Raw genomic sequence first — 19,544 nt, 5'->3', positions numbered from 1 at the left:
GAGTCCCGAAGCGAGCCGAGCAGGCAGCTGCCAGGTGGCTCAGCCTTCCTGCTTGATTTCCTTGAGGTGCTTGTACACGGTCGCCCGGCCCATATTGAGCACGTTGGCCACATAGTTGGCGGCGCTCTTGCCCTTGAACGCGCCTTCGGCATGCAGGGCCTCGACCAGCTCGCGCTTGTGTTCGCGGGTCAGCAGGTTGAGGCCAAGCTGGCGCTGGCGCAGCCAGTTGTGGAGGAAGGTGTTGATGCGCTCCTGCCAGTCGTCGCGAAACAGCGCGTCGGGCTGCGGCACCAGCCGGCCGGGGGCGAGGAACAGGTCCAGCGCCTGCTTGGCGCTCTCGAACAGCGAGATGTTCAGGTTGATGCACAGCACGGCGATCGGCGCGCCGGCGGCGTCGCGCAGCACCGTGCTGACCGAGCGGATCTTCTGCCCATCCCAGTTGAGCTTCTCGTAGGGACCGATAGTGCGCTCGTCCACGTCGCCCTCGAGCATGTCCTCCAGCGCCGCATCGTCGCCGATCTCGCGCTTGGAGATGTTGTTGGCGATGTAGTCGACCTTCTGCGTGCGCAGGTCGTGCAGCACCACTTCGGCATGGGGGAAGAATAGGGTGGCGATGGCGTCGGCGATGGTCCGGAAGTTGTCCAGGTCGGCGGCGGGTGTCGGCTTCATCGGGGGTGGACTCCAGTCAGCGCCCGGCACGAGGGGCGCTGCGAGTGTGCCGCAAAGTGCCGGGGGCGTCATCTTCGCTCAGCGGGCGAGGCGGGCGGGGGACAGCATGCTGGCGCTCAAGCCGAACTGGCGCAGCGCCTCGGGCAGCGGTTCGCCACGGACCAGGGCGGCGCAGGCCTGGCCCATGGCCGGCGAGGTCTGGATGCCGTAGCCGCCCTGGGCGGCGCACCAGAAGAAGCCCGGCGCCAGAGGGTCGTAGCCGCCGACCAGGTCGCCGTCGGCGACGAACGAGCGCAATCCAGCCCAGGTGTGTGCCGGGCGGCGAATGGAAAGACAGGTGTGTTCCTCGATCTGGTAGATGCCCAGGGCGATGTCCAGTTCTTCCGGCTGCACGTCGTGGGGCTCGACCGGGTCGGCGTTGGCCGGCGAGCCGAGCAACAGGCCGGCATCGGGCTTGAAATAGAAGGACTCGTCGAGGCTCACCACGCAGGGCCAGGCATGGCAGTCGACGCCTTCCGGGCCATGGAAGGTGAAGGCGGCGCGGCGCTTGGGCACCAGGCCGATGGGCGTCACGCCGGCCAGTCGGGCGATCTGATCGCACCAGCCGCCGGCAGCGTTGATCAGCACCCGGGCGCGGTACTGGGCGTCGCCGCAGTCGACCCACCAGGCGTCGCCGTCGCGCTGGATGCGCTGCACCTCGCGCTGGTTGTGGATCTCGCCGCCGTGCTGGCGGATGCCGCGCAGGTAGCCCTGGTGCAGAGCGTCGGTGTCGATGTCGGCGGCGCTCGGGTCGAGCATGGCGCCCTGCACCCTGTCGCGGCGCAGCACCGGCACCAGAGCGCAGGCCTCGTCGGCATCCAGCAAGCGCATGCCCGCTACGCTGGCCTGCGCGCTGGCGTACTGGCGCTGCAATTCCTCGGGGTCGCCGCTGAAGTCGACGACCATCTCGCGGCGCGGGCTGAGCAGCGGGTGCTCGGCAAAGCCCGCCGGCGGGTTGTCGAAGAACGTCCGGCTGGCGGCGGTCAGGGCCCTGACCTGGGGCGTGCCGTAGGCCAGGGTGTAGAGGGCGGCCGAGCGCCCGGTAGCGTGGTAGCCGGGCAGGCTTTCACGCTCGAGCAGCAGGGTCCTACCGTGGGGGGCGAGGAAGTAGCCGGTCGATGCCCCGGCGATCCCGGCGCCGATGATCAGGTAGTCGACGTGCTGCATCAGGCGACGGCCTCCTGCTGGCACTTGAGCCGATAGAGCGCATGGGCCAGGGCGATATCTTCCAGGCCCAGGCCGATCGAACGGAAGAAGGCATGGCGGCGGTAGTCCGGCAGCGGCGCCTGGTCGCTGAGCAGTTGTGCCAGGTCGCCGCGGATCAGGTTGCGATCCCAGCCGTGGGTTTCACTGGCCAGGCACATTTCGCCGGCGCTGGCGGGGGTGGTGGCGCGGTAGTCGCAGTACACGTCCATGTCGGCCAGCGACTGCGGCGGCACCTCGTGGGCGCGCGGCGCGTTGGTGCTGATCGAGGTGATCAGGGCCGGTCGGCCCAGCTTGGCGGGATCGAGCACCGGGCCGGCGGAGGAGGTGCAGAGCATGATCACCTCGGCGCCGTCGGTGGCCTCTTCCAGGCTGGCGCACAACTGCAGGCGCGGGTCCAGGCGCTGCAACTGCTGCAGCTGCGCCGAGTCCTGTTCGAGCAGGCCCGGCGAATAGATGCCGATGCTCTGCCAGTCGCGCAGGCCCCTGGCGTAATGCACATGGGCGCGGGCCACGGCGCCGCTGCCGATCACCGCCAGGCGTCGCGCCTGGGCGGGCGCCAGGGTGTCCACGGCGACCGCGGTGGTGGCGGCGGTGCGCGCGGTGGTGAGCAGGCCGGCGTCGCAGAGCAGTAGCGGCTGGCCGCTGTGCATCGACATCAGCAGAGTCCAGGCGCTGACCAGCGGGCCCTGCTGGCGGACGATATAGGGCGAGGTCTTGACCCCGTACACGCCTTCTGCGGCGAGCACGCCGAGGTAGTTGATGAAATCGCCCGCGGCATGGGGGAACTCGACCAGTTGCTGCGCCGGCTGCACCGCCTCGCCCGCGGCCAGGCTGCGGAACATGGCGACCATGGCCTGGTGGACGTCGATCTGGCCGAGCAACTGTTCGGCTTCGGCCTGCTGCAGGACATGGGGGGTGACGATGGACATGCGAACGCTCCGACTGAAATAAACTATAAAGTCTAGTTTGGACTTTTAGGTATATTTCGACAAGGGGCGAATCGGCGGCTCTGTGGGGCAATGCGACGACCGGGCGGATAAACGTATGGGCACAAAAAAGGCGAAGCCGCCGGGCTTCGCCTTGTCTTGTCGCCTGCCGCTCAGTGCTTGCGCGGGACCGGCTTGAGCAGTTCGTCCGGTGGCATCTCGCAGGTGATCTTGCGCCCGAGCAGTTCCTCGATCGGCGGCAGGGCGAAGGAATCGTCCTCGCCGGCGAAGCTGATCGAGGTGCCGCTGGCGCCCGCGCGGCCGGTGCGGCCGATGCGGTGCACATAGTCGTCCGGGTCTTCCGGCAGGGTGAAGTTGATCACGTGGCTGATGGCGTCGACGTGGATGCCGCGACCGGCGACGTCGGTGGCGACCATCACCCGGATCTTGCCTTCACGGAAGCCTTCCAGGGCTCGGATGCGCTTGTGCTGCGGCACGTCGCCGGACATCTGCACGGCGCTGACTCCGTCGCGGGTCAGGCGCTCCTCGATGCGCCGCACCTCGTCCTTGCGGTTGGCGAAGACCATCACCCGGGTCCAGTCGTTCTGGGTGATCAGGTTGTACAGCAGCTTGTACTTGTCGCTGGAGGCGACCATGTAGACGTGCTGTTCGACGGTGTCGCTGGCGACGTGCTCCGGCTCGATCTCGACGATCGCCGGATTCACCGTCCACTGCTTGGCCAGGTTCATCACGTCTTCGGTGAAGGTGGCGGAGAACAGCAGAGTCTGGCGCTCGCCCTTCATCGGGGTCTGGCGGATGATCTGCCGTACCTGGGGGATGAAGCCCATGTCGAGCATGCGGTCGGCTTCGTCGAGGACCATCACCTCGACCATGTCCAGGTGCACTTCGCCGCGCTGGTTGAAGTCCAGCAGGCGTCCGGGGGTGGCCACCAGGATGTCGCAGAAGCAGGATTCCAGGCGCTTGAGCTGCTTGTCGAAGTCCATGCCGCCGACGAAGCTCATGACGTTGAGGCCGGCGTACTTGGTCAGGTCCTCGGCATCCTTGGCGATCTGCACCACCAGCTCCCGGGTCGGGGCGATGATCAGCGCGCGCGGCTCGCCCATGTAGCGCTCTTTCGGCGGCGGGGTCTGCAGCAGCTGGGTGATGATCGAGATCAGGAAGGCCGCGGTCTTGCCGGTGCCGGTCTGGGCGCGGCCGATGGCGTCCTGGCCCTTGAGGGTGAAGCCGAGTACCTGGGCCTGGATCGGCGTGCAGTAGGGGAAGCCGAGGTCGTGGATGGCGTGCATCAGCTCGGGGGCGAGCTTGAAATCATGGAAGCGGGTCTTGCCTTCGGCCGGCTCGACCGCGAAGTCCTCCAGCTTCCAGGTGTCCACCGGCTTGGCGGCGCGCTCGCGGCGCGGCTTCCTGGGCTTGTCGCTGCGGGGTGCCTTGGGCGCGGCGTTTGCGTCGGGCGCGGCGCGCGCTGGCTCGGCGGCTTCGCGAGGCTCGTTGGGGGCATCGGCACCGGGCGCCGGGGTGCTGGGCGTAGCTGTTTGGGTGGCTGGGCGTGGTAGCTCGCCGTCGGCTTTGCCGAATATCTTCTTGAGTGCTTTGAGCACGGTCATCTCATCAATTGGTTAAGGAGTGAACGGCCGCCAGTGTAATGCAAGAAGCCGGCGCGGCGAAGCACCACCGCTGGCGGGTCCTCGCGCTCTAGGCCGGGGGCGGCTATCGAGCGGGCAAGCTGGCTAGCAGCAGGCGCTGGACGTTGCCGCCCATGATCGCCGCGATCTCGTCCTGGTTGAAACCGGCGTCGAGCAGCCCCTGGGTCAGCTGGGCCAGGCCGCTGGTATCGAAGGGGGTATGCACGGTGCCGTCGAAGTCCGAACCCAGGGCGACATGGTTTACGCCTACCCGCTCGACGCTGTAGCGGATCGCCTGGACGATCGCTGCGACCGAGGTGGCGCAGACCGCGCCGTCCCAGTAGCCGATGCCGATCACCCCGCCGCTGGCGGCGATGGCGCGCAGGTGCTGGTCGCTGAGGTTGCGCGGGCCGGGGCAGGTGCCCTCGACGCCGGTGTGCGACACCAGCAGTGGACGCTTGGCCACGGCCAGCACATCGTCGATCAGGGCGCGCGAGGCGTGGGCCAGGTCGATCAGCATGGCCTTGTCTTCCAGGCGCGCGATCACCTGGCGCCCCAGGGGGGTGAGGCCGCCCTTGGCCAGGCCGTGGGCCGAGCCGCCGACCTCGTTATCGAAGAAGTGGGTCAGCCCGGCGATGCGAAAGCCGGCGTCATAGAGGCGGTCGACATTCTCCAGGCGCCCCTGCAGCGGGTGCAGACCCTCGGTGGCGAGCAGCGCGGCGACCCGTCGCGGATCCTGCTGCCAGGCCGCGATGAACGCGGTCAGCTCGGCACGGCTGCGGATCAGGACCAGACGGCCCTGGCTATCGTCCGCGGCCCGTTGCAGCTTCTGCGCCTGGTACAGTGCGCGTTGCAGCAGGCTGGTCCAGGTGCGGCGCGGCCAGCGCTGGGCGATCGCCAGGAGGGTGATGTTGTCGCTGTCGGCGCCGTTGCGCTGGTAGTTCAGGCCGCGCGGGGTCTTGGTTACGGTGGAGAACACCTGCAGCGCCACTCGGCCTTCGAGCAGGCGCGGCAGGTCGGAGTGGCCATAGCTGTGGCGTTCGAGCAGGTCGCGCTGCCAGAGCAGGGCATCGTCATGCAGGTCGGCGATGAACAGCCGATCGTGCAGCCGTTGCGCGGCTGCGCTGGCCGGATAGGGCGGCGGCGTCTCGACGCTGTTCATCCGGCGATCGAGCAGGGTGGGCAAGCTGAAGAAGATCGCCGCACCGAGCAGGGCGAGCAGCGGCAGGGTCAGCAGGAGTTTTCGCATAGGGAAAGCCATCCGGACGTCGGTGTAGGCATCGACTCTAGCAAGGCACGGGGCAAAAGGGGGCGCCGCGCCTGTCTGCGGCGTTCAGGCCGGGCCATGGGCGCGGCCGCTCGCTGCATCGCTCAGCCGCAGAGGCAGTTACGGCCAAGCTGCTTGGCCTGGTAGAGGGCCTGGTCGGCGCGGGCGATCAGGCTCTGCAGGCTGTCCTTCGGGCGCATCTGGGCCAGGCCGATGGACACCGTGACCCCCGGCAGGGCGCCGGCGGGCGAGTAGAACGAGCCGATTCGCTCGAGGCTGTGACGCAGGCGCTCGCCGATCCGGCGTACTTCCTCCTCGCCGATTTCCGGCAGCAGGATGACGAATTCCTCGCCGCCGTAGCGCACCAGGCTGTCCTTGGGTCGCAGCTGATTGCGCAGGGTGTTGGCCACCAGGCACAAGGCATAGTCACCGGCGAGGTGGCCATGCTGGTCGTTGTAGGCCTTGAAGTGGTCCACATCCAGCATCAGCATGGCCAATGGCCGGCCGTTGAAGGCGCAGCGGGTACTCTCGCGCTGGTACACATGCTCCAGCCAGCGGCGGTTGAACGCACCGGTGAGGGTGTCGATATTGGCATTCTGTTCGCTGTCGAGAATCTGCTGGTTGCCCTGGCGTACGCGGGTGCAGAGCAGCTCCAGCAGGTTCTGCATCAGCTGCGGAGAATGCTCGGACAGCTTGAGCAGTGACTCGCGGTGCAGGCGCAGCACGCTGCTTGGCTCGGTTGCCACCACATAGGCCGATGGCTGCTGGTTGTCGATGAAGCTGATTTCGCCGACGCAATCGCCGGCCGCCAGGGTGCTCACCGGCTGGTTGTCCAGCGAGCCGAGGTAGACCTTGAGCTGGCCCTGGAGCAGCAGGTATAGATGATGGTTGCGGTTGAACGGCGTCAGCAGGACTTCGCCGGCCTCCAATTCGCAGGCGCGAAATTCCTTGAGCAGTCTGTTGAGGCTGCCGACGGCAACGTTGTGGAACAGGCGCAGTCGGCGAATCTGCTGGAGATCGGCTGGCCAGTGGCTCGCCTTCATCGCGGCGATCGCCATTGCGGCGACCACGGGCGCGATCGGCTGCAAGCATCAAGTGACATCGCAAACACTCCCTGTTGTACGGACGAACACCACCGCCGACACTATTCCCAGGCGCCGGTGCTGGCAATCCTTGCCGGCAACTCGGCCGACCAGCGGCGAGAAAAATTGACTGATCCGTCACAAATGGGCGCCGCCTGGCGCCCGCAACCGCGCTCAGCCGGGGCTATGTATTTCGAAGCGCACGGCGAATCCGCCCAGGCGTTCGCTCACGCGCTGTTGCAGCGCCGGGTCCTGGCGGGGCAGATGAACGTGCGCCAGCTGGCCCTGGCGCTCGTCACTGAGCACCTCGACACCTATGCCACTGTCCAGTTCGGCCAGGGCGGCCTGATAGACGCGGCGAATGGCATCGAAACGCAGGGCGGGCTTGAAGGTCTTGCCCACCGCCGTGAGCGGAATGCTGTCGACGATCCAGGCGTCCTTGGGCACCGCCGCCCGTTCGGGGATGTGCGCGGCGGCATGGCTCAGCAGTTCTGCTTCATCGACCCGGCTGCCGGGCTTGAGTTGCACGTAAACCACCGGCAGCTCGCCGGCCTTCTCGTCGGGTTTGCCGACGGCGGCGGCCATGGCCACGGCCGGGTGTTTGTGCAGCGCTTCCTCGATCATCTGCGGGTCGATGTTGTGGCCGCCGCGAATGATCAGGTCCTTGCTGCGTCCGGTCAGCCAGATATAGCCGTCGGCGTCGATACGAGCGAGGTCGCCGGTGTTGAACCAGTCGCCATCGACCCAGATACCGCGATTCTTGCTGCTCTGCAGGTAGCCGGCGAACACGGTGGCACCGCGGATGCACAGGTTGCCGATCTCGTTCGGCGCGGCATCCCTCAGGTAGCCACCCTGGTCATCGAGTACTTTGATGGCGACCTCGCAGTAGGGCATGCGCAGGCCGATCGAACCAGGCCGACGTTCGCCGCCGACCGGGTTGGCGCAACTGCCGCAGGTGCCTTCGGTAAGGCCGTAGCCTTCGATCAGGGTCAGGCCGGTCTTGGCCTCGAATTGGCGGATCAGCTCCACCGGCATGGGCGCGGCGCCACACAGGGCGTACTTCAATGAAGTCAGGTCGTGGCCTTCGCTGGGTACCTGCAGCAGGCCGGCATAGATGGTTGGCACGCCGCTGAAGAAGCTGACCTTGTGGCGTTCGATAAGCTTCCAGAAGTTGCCGATTAGCGTCGGGTTGCGATAGCCCTGAGGCGTGGCCAGGAGGATCTCGGCGCCGCCGCCGAAGGCGGTCAGGCCGGTGACGATGACGCCGTTGACGTGAAACAGCGGCAGGCCGCAGAGGGTCACGTCGCCGGGGCCGAAGCGGGTGACTAGATTCATGCTGTAGGCCATGGCCACCTCGTTGCCATGGCTGTGAGGCGCCAGCTTGGGGGTGCCGGTGGTGCCGCCGGTGTGGAAATAGCTGGCGATGTCGCCGGCCTGGATATCCCGGCCGCTTTCCAGCTGATCGTCAGGGCAGCCGGCGATCAGCTCGTCGAAGTCCAGCACGCCCTCGGGCAGCGGACCGCGCTGCGCCTTGAGGGCGCTGCGCTCTGGTTCGGCCAGCAGGTTGGCCAGGTCCACGCAGATGATCGCCTTGAGCCCCGGCAACTGGCCGCGCAGGGCCTCGACCTTGCTCCACAGGTCGGTGCCGGGAAAGGGGGCCAGGGTCACCAGCAGCTCGGAGTCGGAAGCGTGGATCAGTTCGGCGATGTGCTCGGGCTCGAGCATCGGGTTGATCGCGTTGACGATCCCCGCCGCTTCGCCACCCCAGATGGTGAAGTGGGTGTGCGGCAGGTTGGGCAGCAGAAAGGAGACCGCCTTGCCCGGGCGCAGGCCCAGGCGGTGGAAGGCGTTGGCCGTCTGGGTGATCTTGCCCAGCAGCTCGCGGTAGCTGAGCCGATAGACCGGCTCCTCGGCAGTGCCCCGGAGGATGAATGACAGGGCGGGCGCATCGGGCTGGGCGGCGGCGCTACGGCGGATCAGTTCGTAGGTGCTGGCGGGCAGGTTGCGCGCGGCCAGCGGGGTACGTTCGATCTGTTCGATATCGCTCAGGCTGCGAATGCTCGGTGGCACTGTCATGGTTTTCCTCTCTACCGGTGGGCTCAGGGATTGAGCCGTTCTTCGAGCCAGTCGGCAATGTCGCGAATCTCTTCGGGCAGTACCTCGTGGCCCATCGGGTAGTCGCGCCACTGGGCGCTAACGCCACAGTCGGCGAGTCGGTCATGGGCGGCGCGGCCCATGGCCAGCGGCACGACTTCATCGAATCTGCCATGCAGGCAGAGTGTCGACAGTTGTTTTTTTGTATCCGCCAGTTGAAGTTCGTCGCCGAAGGTCGGCGCGTAGGTGGACAAGGCAAGAACCCCGCCAAGTGGTCCTGGCCAGCGCAGGAAGGCGGTATGCAGCACCACTGCACCGCCCTGGGAAAAGCCGGCGAGGACGATGCGCCGTGGGTCCACGCCGCTGTCGCGTTGCGCCTCGATCAGCGCGATCACCTGCTGGGCCGAGGCCTCCAGCTGTTCGTGATTGATCGCCCGGGCCGGGCTCATGGCCAGAATGTCGTACCAGCTGGGCATGGCCCAGCCGCCGTTGATGGTCACTGGCTGGGTGGGCGCCTGCGGCAGGACGAAACGGCAGCTGGGCAGACGCTCCAGCAGGGCCTCGGCCACAGGCAGGAAGTCATAGCGATCCGCCCCCAGGCCGTGCAACCAAATGACGCAGGCGTCGACGTCGAGTGTGGGCTGAAGGATCAAAGGTTCACTCATAAGGGGCTCCGGTATGGTGCGGCTGCGCGTATTTAGGGCGTCGTCGACTCGGGGTAGCAGCTAATCTGTGAAGAAGATGTCGCACGATTGCAAGTTTTGCTCTTGACCAGTCCGTATGGTGCTACTGGCGAAGTGCTGGTACGGGCTTTGCTAAGTTCTATGAGACTGATGACGTCGCCCGGTAACGGTAACACTGCTACCCACCGGGTGCGGAGCAGATGGGAAGCCAATTTGTTGGGGGTTTCCGATAGGGTCGCCAGCAGATGCATGCCTGGCGATGAGCAAATTGCTATCCGTCTCAGGCCTGTTCGACCAAATGGGCTAGTGTGAGGTGGCTGGCTGATGAGGAAATCGGCTACTAGACTCACGCTCAGGTCCAATCGCCGGCCGATCGCATTGTCGTAGACGCGATCGGCGTGCCTCACAAGGGTGCGGTGACGGGACCGAGACTCCACCAAAAAAAAGAGCAACTGGAGGTTTTAATGAAGATGGTGAAATCCACCCTGGCTGTACTGACTACCGCAGCTGTACTGGGTGTCAGCGGCTTCGCTCATGCAGGCGCTACCCTGGATGCGGTGCAGAAGAAAGGTTTCGTTCAGTGCGGTATCAGTGATGGTCTGCCGGGCTTCTCCTACGCCGACGAAAAGGGTAACTACCTGGGCCTGGACGTCGACGTATGCCGCGCTGTGGCTGCTGCTCTGTTCGGCGATGCGACCAAGGTCAAGTACAGCCCGCTGACCGCCAAGGAGCGTTTCACCGCGCTGCAATCCGGTGAAGTGGACGTACTGTCGCGCAACACCACCTGGACCAGCTCGCGTGACTCCGGTCTGGGCCTGAACTTCGCCGGCGTCAACTACTACGACGGCCAAGGCTTCCTGGTGAACAAGAAGCTTGGCGTGTCCAGCGCCAAGGAATTGGATGGCGCCACCGTCTGCATCCAGGCCGGTACCACCACCGAACTGAACCTCTCCGACTACTTCCGTGCCAATGGCATGAGCTACACCCCGATCACCTACGATACCTCCGACGAGAGCGCCAAGTCGGTGGAAGCCGGCCGTTGCGACGTGCTGACCTCCGACCAGTCGCAGCTGTACGCGCAGCGCATCAAGCTGGCCAATCCAGAGCAGTACGTGGTGCTGCCGGAAGTCATCTCCAAGGAGCCGCTGGGTCCGGTCGTGCGCCAGGGTGACGACGAGTGGTTCAACATCGTGCGCTGGTCGCTGTTCGCCATGGTCAACGCCGAGGAGCTGGGCATCAACTCGAAGAATGTCGAGGAAATGGCCAAGACCACCAAGAACCCCGACGTCGCTCGACTGCTGGGTGCCGAAGGTGAGTTTGGCAAGGATCTGAAACTGCCGAAGGACTGGGCGGTGCAGATCGTCAAGCAGGTGGGCAACTACGGCGAGAGCTTCGAGCGCAATGTCGGTGCCGGCAGCGAGCTGAAGATCGAGCGTGGCCTGAACGCCCTGTGGAACAAAGGTGGTCTGCAGTACGCACCGCCGGTGCGCTGATCGCCTTTTGCCGGCGCACCGTCCTGGTAGCGCCGGCAGTGTTCTGATGACGTGAGCCCCATGCCCGCCGTTGCGGGCATGGGTGTTCCAAGAGGGCTCATATGCAAACTACTGAACACGCCCCGCGCCCGAGCGGATCGGTCTTGACCGATCCCAAGGTGCGCGCCTGGGTATTCCAAATTCTTGCCGTTGTCGTCGTCGTGGCGCTCGGCTGGTACCTGTTCGACAACACCCAGACCAACCTGGAAAATCGCGGGATCACCTCCGGTTTCGGCTTTCTCAACAACAGCGCCGGTTTCGGCATCGCCCAGCACCTGATCGACTACACGGAAAGTGATACTTACGGGCGGGTATTCGTCATCGGTCTGCTCAATACCCTGCTGGTGTCGGTGATCGGCATCGTCGGGGCGACCATCATCGGCTTCATCCTCGGCGTCGCACGGCTGTCGCCGAACTGGTTGATCGGCAAACTGGCCACCGTCTATATCGAGACGTTCCGTAACATCCCGCCGCTGCTGCAGATCTTCTTCTGGTACTTCGCGGTGATGCTCTCGCTACCCGGACCACGCCAGAGCCTGGAGATCGGCCAGAGCTTCTTTCTCAATAGTCGCGGCTTGTATATGCCGGCCCCGAGCCCCACCGACGGCTTCATGACCTTCGCTGGCGCTCTGGTGGTGGCGATCATCGGCGTCATCCTGCTCTCGCGCTGGTCGAAGGCGCGCTTCGAGGCGACCGGCAAGTACTTTCCCGTGTCGCTCGGTGCGGTGCCGCTGATCATAGGACTGCCCGCTTTGGCGGTCTTGCTGACCGGCAATCCGCTGCAGTGGAGCACCCCCGAGTTGGCCGGTTTCAACTTCCGCGGCGGCTGGGTGATGATTCCCGAACTGATGGCCCTGACCCTGGCGCTGACCATCTATACGGCGGCCTTCATCGCCGAGAACGTGCGCTCCGGGATTCTGGCGGTCAGCCACGGCCAGACCGAGGCGGCACGCTCCCTGGGCCTGCCCGCCGGCAAGACCCTGCGCCTGGTGATCATTCCCCAGGCCCTGCGGGTGATCATTCCGCCGTTGACCAGCCAGTACCTCAACCTGGCCAAGAACTCCTCGCTGGCCGCCGGTATCGGCTACCCGGACATGGTCTCCTTGTTCGCCGGCACTGTCCTCAACCAGACCGGCCAGGCCATCGAGGTGATCGCCATCACCATGAGCGTGTACCTGGCCATCAGCATCAGCATTTCCATACTGATGAACTGGTACAACAAGCGCATCGCGCTGATCGAGCGGTAAGGAGCAGCCCATGCAGACCCATACGTTCAAACCCGATCTGCCGCCACCGCTGTTGAGCGTCGGCGTGCTCGGTTGGCTGCGCGCCAACCTGTTCTCCAACTGGTTCAATTCCCTGTTGACCCTGTTCGCGGCCTATCTGGTCTGGCTGATCGTGCCGCCGATCATCCAGTGGGCCTTCATCGATGCCGACTGGGTCGGTACCACCCGGGCCGACTGCACCACCGGTGGCGCCTGCTGGGTGTTCGTGCAACAGCGCATCGGCCAGTTCATGTACGGTTTCTATCCGACCGAACTGCGCTGGCGGGTCGATACCACCCTGTGGCTGGCCGTGATAGGCGCGGCCCCGTTGTTCGTGCCGCAGATGCCGCGCAAGGCGGTTTATGGCCTGGCCTTTCTGGTGGTCTATCCGCTGTTGGCCTACTGGCTGCTGCATGGCGGCTTCTTCGGCCTGAGCGAGGTGGAGACCAGCCAGTGGGGCGGGCTGATGCTGACCCTGGTGATCGCCTCCGTCGGCATAGTCGGCGCCCTGCCGCTGGGCATAGTGCTGGCACTCGGGCGGCGTTCGGACATGCCGGCGATCCGGGTGATCTGCGTCACCTTCATCGAGTTCTGGCGCGGTGTGCCGCTGATCACGGTGCTGTTCATGTCCTCGGTGATGCTGCCGTTGTTCCTCCCCGAAGGCATGAGCTTCGACAAGCTGATGCGTGCGCTGATCGGGGTGATCCTGTTTCAGTCGGCCTATATCGCCGAGGTGGTGCGTGGCGGGTTGCAGGCCATTCCCAAGGGGCAGTACGAGGCGGCCGCCGCCATGGGCCTGGGCTACTGGCGGATGATGGGCCTGGTGATACTGCCGCAGGCGCTGAAGCTGGTGATCCCGGGCATCGTCAACACCTTTATCGCCCTGTTCAAGGACACCAGCCTGGTGATCATCATCGGCCTGTTCGACGTGCTCAACAGCATCAAGCAAGCCACCACCGACCCGGCCTGGCTGGGCATGGCGACCGAAGGCTATGTGTTCGCCGCCCTGGTGTTCTGGATTTTCTGTTTTGGTATGTCCCGCTACTCCATGCACCTGGAGCGCAAGCTGGAAACCGGCCATAAGCGTTAGGAGTCAAGTCAATGTCTGAAGCAATGAAAAAAACCAGCGCTGAGCCGATGATCCTGATGGAGGGCGTACACAAGTGGTACGGCCAGTTCCATGTGCTCAAGGACATCAACCTGAGCGTGCAGGCAGGCGAGCGTATCGTTCTCTGCGGCCCTTCCGGGTCGGGCAAGTCCACCGCTATTCGCTGCATCAACCGTCTCGAGGAGCACCAGCAGGGGCGCATCGTGGTCGATGGCACCGAACTGACCCACGACCTCAAGCACATCGAGGCGGTGCGCCGCGAAGTCGGCATGGTGTTCCAGCACTTCAACCTGTTCCCCCATCTGACGGTGCTGCAGAACTGCACACTGGCACCGATGTGGGTACGCAAGATGCCCAAGCGCGAGGCCGAGGAAGTCGCCATGCACTACCTGGAGCGGGTGCGCATTCCCGAGCAGGCGGCCAAGTATCCGGGGCAATTGTCCGGCGGCCAGCAGCAGCGCGTGGCCATCGCCCGTGCGCTGTGCATGAAACCGAAGATCATGCTGTTCGATGAGCCGACCTCGGCGCTCGATCCGGAAATGGTCAAGGAGGTGCTCGACACCATGGTCGGTCTGGCCGAAGACGGCATGACCATGCTCTGCGTGACCCACGAGATGGGCTTTGCCCGCACCGTGGCGAATCGGGTGCTGTTCCTCGACAAGGGCGAGGTCGTCGAAGAGGCCGATCCGGATACCTTCTTCACCAACCCGAAGAACGAGCGTACCCAGCTGTTCCTCAGTCAGATCCTGCACTGATCGCGGCGCTGCGACGAAACGGGGAGCCTGCGGGCTCCCTTTTTCATGCCTGGCGAACAGCCTGCCGATACCGGGTTCGCGGCATTCTGCCGCGCTCCCGGCGCGGCCTCAGGTCGGCTGCTGCAGGCGCCGGCGAAAAGCCCCCGGTGACTCCCCGCAGAGCTTCTTGAACAGCTTGGCGAAGCTGGCGCGGTCGCCATAGCCGACCTGTTCGGCCACCTGTTCCAGAGACGGCGTTGGGTTGCGCAGCGCCGCCTGGGCGGCCTCGATGCGCAGGCGCTGCAGATAGTCGTTGGGCGTCAGGCCGGTGCTGGCCTTGAAGCGCCGCAGCAAAGTGCGCGGCGAGCAATTGGCCCGCTCGGCCAGGCGCGCCAGGTCGATGGGTTCGGCGAGATGCTCGCCCATCCAGCCGAGCAGGGCGGCGAACGGCTGATCACCGGTGCTGGGTGGCGACAGCAGGGGCGCGAAGCGCGATTGGAGACCGCGCCCGGAGTCGAACACCAGGGCATTGGCGAGCTGCTGGGTCAAGCCCGCGCCGGCATGTCGACCGATCAGGTACAGGCACAGGTCAAGGCCGGCCTGGGCGCCGCCGGAGCTGAGCAGGTTGCCGTCGTGGCAAAGCAACTGGTCGATGTCCAGCACGACTCGTGGGAAGCGCCGGCGGAACTCGGTTGCCAGCGCCCAGTGGGTGGTGGCCCGGCGGCCGTCGAGCAGGCCCGCTGCGGCCAGCAGGCTGGCACTGCTGCACAGGCTGGCGAGCTGTTGGTCGGTCGGGCGCCGGGCCAGCCAGGGCAGCAGCGCGGCATTGGCGTCCAGGGTGGTGGCGATGGCGCTACCCGTGGCGGGAATGATCAGCACATCGGCGGTCTCGCCCAGTGCCAGTCCTCCCTCAACCCGGATTCTGGCGAATTCCAGGTCTACTGGGCGGGCGTCCAGGCTGAAGCGCTGTACCTTGAACAGCGGGCGCTGCGCCAGGCGGTTGGCCAGGTTGAAGGCATCGCTGGCCATGCTCAGGCTGGAGCACAGGGTTTGCGGGCAGACGTAGAGTGCAATGCTGAGCATGTTCAACGCGTCGGTGAAATGTTTGGCGAGTATTGCCACAAAATTGGCCAATACGCCAATCGCGGACGGCGGCTCTTGCCGTGACACTGGTCGCTGTCCCTACCTTGGAGTCACCGTGCATGAGCCATCCCAATGTCGAACTGATCAAGCGTTTCTACCAGGCGTTCCAGCGCCTGGATGCCGAAACCATGGCGGCCTGCTATGGCGCCGATGTGCGTTTCAGTGACCCGGTATTCGAGGACCTGCGCGGCGCCGCGGCCGGTGATATGTGGCGGATGTTGGCGGCCCGTGCCCAGGCATTCTCGCTGTCGTTCGAGCGGGTGCAGGCCGATGACCACCGGGGCAGCGCCCATTGGGTGGCGACCTATGTGTTCAGCCAGACCGGTAGAACCGTGGTCAACCGGATAGAGGCGCGCTTCGTCTTCCACGACGGCAAGATCATCGAACACCGCGACCGTTTCGACCTGTGGCGCTGGGCGAGCCAGGCCCTGGGCTTGAAGGGCTTGCTGCTGGGCTGGGCGCCGCCGGTTCGGCGCGCGATCCGCCGCCAGGCGAGCATGGGGCTGCAGCAGTTTCGCACGGCGCGTGCGCAACGCGACTAACGCCGTTGGTCGTTTGCGCCGCCGAAGTGCTAGGCTCGCGGCTTTGCATGTCGCCGGATTGTGCCACCGGCGCTTGCCGCCGATCAGCCAGCCCGCAGGGAGCCCGAGGATGAGTGCCACTGTGTCGCCTGCCAGCAAAGCCAAGGCCTGGAGCGCCCATGCCATCACCGCCAGTGGCGTGATTCTGGCCTTGCTGGCGTTGCTTGCCTTGCTCGATGGCCGTCCCCAGGCCTGCCTGCTCTGGCTCGGCCTGGCGCTGCTGGTGGACGGGCTGGACGGCAGTCTGGCGCGCAGGTTCGAGGTCAAGAGGGTATTGCCGAACTTCGATGGTGCCACCCTGGATCTGGTGATCGACTACCTGACCTACGTGTTTATTCCGGCCATCTTCGTCTATCGCTTCGTGCCCCTGCCGGCCTACAGTCTGCTGCCGGCGATCGGGCTGATCCTGCTGTCCTCGCTGTTCTGTTTCTGCAACCTGAACATGAAGAGCCAGGACAACTACTTCGTCGGCTTCCCGGCAGCCTGGAATGTGGTGGTGGTGTATCTGTACCTACTGGACTTCCCGCCCTGGCTGAGCCTGGCCACCATCGTGCTGCTCTGCGGGCTGACCCTGACGCGGATGAAGTTTCTCCACCCGTTCCGGGTTCGCGCATTCATGCCGGTGAATATCGCCGTGACCCTGATCTGGATGCTTGCCTGCGCCCTGCTGATCCTGCGTTACCCGCTCAATCCGCCCGGGTGGCTGGCGATCTGGTTGCTGGCCAGCGCCTATTTCGTTGCAGTCTGCCTATGGCGAACCGCACGCGACTGGCTGACGCACGATGAGTGAGTTCGGCGCCAAACGCTGGTATGTGTATCTGGTGCGGGCTGCGAACGGCGCGCTGTACTGCGGCATCAGCGATGACCCGCAGCGGCGCTTCACCCAGCATCGTAGCGGCAAGGGCGCACGCTTCTTCCACTCCAGCCCGGCGGTGGCTCTGGTCTATAGCGAGAGCTGTGCGGGCAAGGGTGACGCGCTGCGCCGCGAGCGCGCGATAAAGCGCCTGAGCAAAGCGGCCAAGGAGGCACTGGTGGTGGCTGCCGGCGCTATCGCCGCGCCTGATGGTGAGATATCAGCCTAGGCGGGTAGGCCGCTGCTGCCGGCACGGGTAAGCTGCGGGTCTACCCATAGCTGCGGAGCCAAACATGCACGAGTTGATCCTGCACCACTATCCGACCTCGCCGTTCGCCGAGAAGGCCCGTCTGATGCTGGGCTTCAAGCAACTGTCCTGGCGCTCGGTGATGATCCCGCCGATCATGCCCAAGCCGGACCTGACCGCGCTGACCGGCGGCTATCGCAAGACGCCGGTGCTGCAGGTCGGGGCCGACATCTACTGCGACACCGCGCTGATTGCCCGGCGCCTGGAGGCGGAGAAGGCCACCCCGGCGTTGTTCCCCGAAGGTCAGGAGTTCAACGTCGCCAGCGTGGCCCAGTGGGCCGACTCGGTCCTGTTCCAGCATGCGGTCAGCCTGGTGTTCCAGCCGCAGTCTATCGCCGCGCGTTTCGCCAGCCTGCCGCCGGAGTTCCTCAAGACCTTCATCGCCGACCGTACCGCACTGTTCAGCGGTGGCCAGGCCAGCCGTCTGCCGCTGGAGCAGGCCCAGCACCAGTGGCCGATCCTGATGGCCCGCCTGCAGCAGCAACTGGAGCGTGAGGCCGGTGACTTCCTGTTCGGCGAAGCCTCGATTGCCGACTTCGCCATGGCCCACCCGCTGTGGTTCCTGCGCGGCACACCGATCACCGCACCCCTAGTCGACGACTACCCGGCAGTAGCCGCCTGGCTGGGCCGGGTTCTCGGTTTCGGCCATGGCTCTCTCAGCGAGATGAGTGGCGAGGAGGCAGTCGAACTGGCCCGCGCGGCGACGCCGGCACCCTTGCCCGAGGACGGCTTGGTCGACCCCAATGGCTTCGAGACCGGGCAAAGAGTGGCGATTGCGGCGATCGATTACGGTGTCGATGCGGTCGAGGGCGAACTGCTGTTCAGTGGTCGCGAGGAGCTGATCCTGCGCCGAGAAGACCCACGTGCCGGCACCGTGCATGTGCACTTCCCGCGCCTGGGCTTTCGCCTCGAGGCGCGCTAGGAGCGCAGGCGCCGAGGGCCCTGGCCCGAGCCGGCGCTTGCCGCAGGCCGGTCACCTGAGCAGATTTGCCTGGCGCAGGTGCGGCAGCTGTGCGGCGAGGGTCTGGAAATGCGCCAGGCGCTCGTAGCAAAGCACCAGCTCGCCGCCGGTGCGGCTGTACCAGGCATCCGGTGCGCCGCAGCTGCTCAGGCGTAGCACCAGGTCGCGGGGCAGGCGATAAGCTTCGCTGGCGCGGGCGGCGATGGCTTCAATCCTGCCGGAGCGACGCAACTGTTCGAGCAGGTACCCGTCCTGGCCCTGGTGCAGCGCAGGCGGGTCGTAGATCACTCGGATTCGATGACTCACTGCCTGGCCCGGACGGCGGCCGTGCTGGCGCTCGACCCAGGCCAGTGCCTTGCTCACCTGGGTGTATTCCTGATCGCAGTAGAGCGCACGCTCCACCGGCAGGCCGGTCACCTTGGGCACCCATTCCAGTTGATCCGGGTTGCTGCCGTAGATCAGGCAAGCCAGGTTGTAGAAACGCTGGGCATCGAGACCATGGCTGGCCCAGGGATAGACCTCCTCGTAGTCGGGCTTGACCCGTTGCCATTCCAGGCGCCAGTAGTCGGCGATGTCCAGCAGCGTGGCGTAGAAGCCGGCGTTGTGCTGATGGCCATAGGACAGGAACAGGCTGATGAAGCCGAGCTGATCGGCGGCATCCTCCTCGCGACCGAGTACCGGCAGCTGCAATTCGGCGATCAGCAGATGGCCCATCTCGTGCAACAGGGTGAACTCGGCGTTGGCGGCGACGAAGCGCCCGCTGTCACTGCTCAGCGCCTCCGGTGGAGGCTCCTCGGAGGCCATCGAGGCTGCTGCAACGAGCAGCCCCAGGCAGAGCAGGGTGCACATAGCCGCGCGTCGCACACCTGAACGCGGACAGCTTCGGCTGCTGGGCGGTTTCATCTCCGACTCCTGGCTGCAGGCGGCGGGAGCTGTCTATTGACTGTAGTTCAGTGGCTGCGCGACGGGCAGGGACCGGCCATCCGAAAAGCGCTGCGGCGCAGCGCGACGGCCGGGCTTGGGACGGCCACCGAACGCCGGCGGCGCGCTTAGAAGGCAGCACGCATGGCCTTCGGGTTGTAGCCGTGGATGATCTCGCCGCGCACATCGAGCAGCGGCACCCCGCGTCCGCCAAGCGCCTGGAACTGGGCATGACCGCTGGGGTTCTTCTCGATATCGACTTCGCGATAGGCAATGCCTTCCTCGGCGAGCAGGGTGCGCGTCTTGGCGCAGTAGCCACACCACTGGGTGGCATACAGCACGACCTCGCCGTGGCCGCTGGCCGCTGCGGGGTTGAGCCAGTGCTGCACCCGGTCCCAATGCTGGTAGAGGGCCAGCGCGCTGAGCAAGAGCAGGATCTTCTTCATGGGCGTTCCTTTGCCGTGTCGAGGGAGGCTGGTGTGGCGAGCAGGGCTCTTTGGCACGCGCCAGGGGCTGACCGTTGCCTGGTG

19 protein-coding genes are annotated in these 19,544 nt (G+C 65.6%); 8 read left to right on the top strand and 11 right to left on the bottom strand.

Going from position 1 to position 19,544, the window contains the following annotated elements; genetic code table 11:
- Window positions 1-39: 39 nt before the first annotated feature.
- The 8 genes from AB5S05_RS04510 to AB5S05_RS04475 all read right to left on the bottom strand — a co-directional run bounded on the left by AB5S05_RS04510 (window position 40) and on the right by AB5S05_RS04475 (window position 9,591).
- Entirely contained in the window at window positions 40-669 is a 630-nt protein-coding gene (locus AB5S05_RS04510; RefSeq protein WP_369286268.1) for a helix-turn-helix transcriptional regulator, read from the bottom strand.
- A 78-nt stretch (window positions 670-747) separates the two neighbouring features.
- Window positions 748-1,875 (bottom strand): NAD(P)/FAD-dependent oxidoreductase, encoded by a 1,128-nt coding sequence (locus tag AB5S05_RS04505; RefSeq protein WP_369286267.1) that lies wholly within the window; start codon window positions 1,873-1,875, stop codon window positions 748-750.
- The gene (locus AB5S05_RS04500; protein ID WP_369286266.1) at window positions 1,875-2,843 is read right to left on the bottom strand and encodes an ornithine cyclodeaminase family protein; all 969 of its coding nucleotides are present in this window, start codon (window positions 2,841-2,843) and stop codon (window positions 1,875-1,877) included. The genes AB5S05_RS04505 and AB5S05_RS04500 overlap by 1 nt, the downstream gene beginning before the upstream one ends.
- Before the next feature lie 170 nt (window positions 2,844-3,013).
- A complete protein-coding gene (gene rhlB, locus AB5S05_RS04495) occupies window positions 3,014-4,459 on the bottom strand; it encodes an ATP-dependent RNA helicase RhlB (protein WP_369286265.1) in 1,446 nt (481 codons plus the stop codon).
- Window positions 4,460-4,568: 109 nt separating this feature from the next.
- Window positions 4,569-5,732, bottom strand: coding sequence for a dipeptidase (locus AB5S05_RS04490; protein WP_369286264.1), 1,164 nt, complete (start codon window positions 5,730-5,732; stop codon window positions 4,569-4,571).
- Between the two features lie 122 nt (window positions 5,733-5,854).
- Complete coding sequence (locus tag AB5S05_RS04485; RefSeq protein WP_369286349.1) at window positions 5,855-6,793, bottom strand: GGDEF domain-containing protein; 939 nt, start codon at window positions 6,791-6,793, stop codon at window positions 5,855-5,857.
- 213 nt (window positions 6,794-7,006) lie between these two features.
- The gene (locus AB5S05_RS04480) at window positions 7,007-8,908 is read right to left on the bottom strand and encodes an acyl-CoA synthetase (RefSeq protein ID WP_369286263.1); all 1,902 of its coding nucleotides are present in this window, start codon (window positions 8,906-8,908) and stop codon (window positions 7,007-7,009) included.
- 23 nt (window positions 8,909-8,931) lie between these two features.
- Window positions 8,932-9,591, bottom strand: coding sequence for an alpha/beta hydrolase (locus AB5S05_RS04475; protein WP_369286262.1), 660 nt, complete (start codon window positions 9,589-9,591; stop codon window positions 8,932-8,934).
- 482 nt (window positions 9,592-10,073) lie between these two features.
- On the opposite strand from AB5S05_RS04475, the gene AB5S05_RS04470 reads away from it, so the two are divergent.
- The 4 genes from AB5S05_RS04470 to AB5S05_RS04455 all read left to right on the top strand — a co-directional run bounded on the left by AB5S05_RS04470 (window position 10,074) and on the right by AB5S05_RS04455 (window position 14,269).
- A complete protein-coding gene (locus AB5S05_RS04470; RefSeq protein ID WP_369286261.1) occupies window positions 10,074-11,102 on the top strand; it encodes an amino acid ABC transporter substrate-binding protein in 1,029 nt (342 codons plus the stop codon).
- A gap of 101 nt (window positions 11,103-11,203) precedes the next feature.
- A complete protein-coding gene (locus AB5S05_RS04465; RefSeq protein WP_369286260.1) occupies window positions 11,204-12,388 on the top strand; it encodes an amino acid ABC transporter permease in 1,185 nt (394 codons plus the stop codon).
- 10 nt (window positions 12,389-12,398) lie between these two features.
- Window positions 12,399-13,496 carry an amino acid ABC transporter permease gene (locus AB5S05_RS04460; RefSeq protein WP_369286259.1) on the top strand — a complete coding sequence of 366 codons (1,098 nt, stop codon included), beginning with the start codon at window positions 12,399-12,401 and terminating at the stop codon, window positions 13,494-13,496.
- Window positions 13,497-13,507: 11 nt separating this feature from the next.
- On the top strand, window positions 13,508-14,269 hold the full coding sequence (locus AB5S05_RS04455; RefSeq protein ID WP_369286258.1) for an amino acid ABC transporter ATP-binding protein: 762 nt from the start codon (window positions 13,508-13,510) through the stop codon (window positions 14,267-14,269).
- Between the two features lie 108 nt (window positions 14,270-14,377).
- On the opposite strand, the gene AB5S05_RS04450 is transcribed toward AB5S05_RS04455, so the two are convergent.
- Window positions 14,378-15,331, bottom strand: a complete 954-nt coding sequence (locus AB5S05_RS04450; RefSeq protein ID WP_369286257.1) for a GlxA family transcriptional regulator — start codon at window positions 15,329-15,331, stop codon at window positions 14,378-14,380.
- Between the two features lie 119 nt (window positions 15,332-15,450).
- On the opposite strand from AB5S05_RS04450, the gene AB5S05_RS04445 reads away from it, so the two are divergent.
- The 4 genes from AB5S05_RS04445 to AB5S05_RS04430 all read left to right on the top strand — a co-directional run bounded on the left by AB5S05_RS04445 (window position 15,451) and on the right by AB5S05_RS04430 (window position 18,054).
- The gene (locus AB5S05_RS04445) at window positions 15,451-15,933 is read left to right on the top strand and encodes a nuclear transport factor 2 family protein (protein ID WP_369286256.1); all 483 of its coding nucleotides are present in this window, start codon (window positions 15,451-15,453) and stop codon (window positions 15,931-15,933) included.
- Window positions 15,934-16,042: 109 nt separating this feature from the next.
- Entirely contained in the window at window positions 16,043-16,762 is a 720-nt protein-coding gene (gene pcsA, locus AB5S05_RS04440) for a phosphatidylcholine synthase (protein WP_369286255.1), read from the top strand.
- Complete coding sequence (locus AB5S05_RS04435; RefSeq protein ID WP_369286254.1) at window positions 16,755-17,054, top strand: GIY-YIG nuclease family protein; 300 nt, start codon at window positions 16,755-16,757, stop codon at window positions 17,052-17,054. Before pcsA ends, AB5S05_RS04435 begins: the two co-directional genes overlap by 8 nt.
- 64 nt (window positions 17,055-17,118) lie before the next feature.
- Complete coding sequence (locus tag AB5S05_RS04430; protein ID WP_369286253.1) at window positions 17,119-18,054, top strand: glutathione S-transferase family protein; 936 nt, start codon at window positions 17,119-17,121, stop codon at window positions 18,052-18,054.
- 51 nt (window positions 18,055-18,105) lie between these two features.
- Here the strand turns inward: AB5S05_RS04430 and AB5S05_RS04425 are convergent, their stop codons facing one another.
- Complete coding sequence (locus AB5S05_RS04425; protein WP_438943537.1) at window positions 18,106-18,942, bottom strand: DUF4344 domain-containing metallopeptidase; 837 nt, start codon at window positions 18,940-18,942, stop codon at window positions 18,106-18,108.
- Between the two features lie 200 nt (window positions 18,943-19,142).
- Window positions 19,143-19,460, bottom strand: coding sequence for a glutaredoxin family protein (locus AB5S05_RS04420; protein WP_369286252.1), 318 nt, complete (start codon window positions 19,458-19,460; stop codon window positions 19,143-19,145).
- Window positions 19,461-19,544: the final 84 nt, after the last annotated feature.

Source organism: Pseudomonas zhanjiangensis, from assembly GCF_041027545.1.
GTDB lineage: Bacteria > Pseudomonadota > Gammaproteobacteria > Pseudomonadales > Pseudomonadaceae > Aquipseudomonas > Aquipseudomonas zhanjiangensis.
The sequence above is the reverse complement of the archived record's forward strand: the minus strand, read 5'-3'. Positions and strand labels throughout refer to the sequence as shown.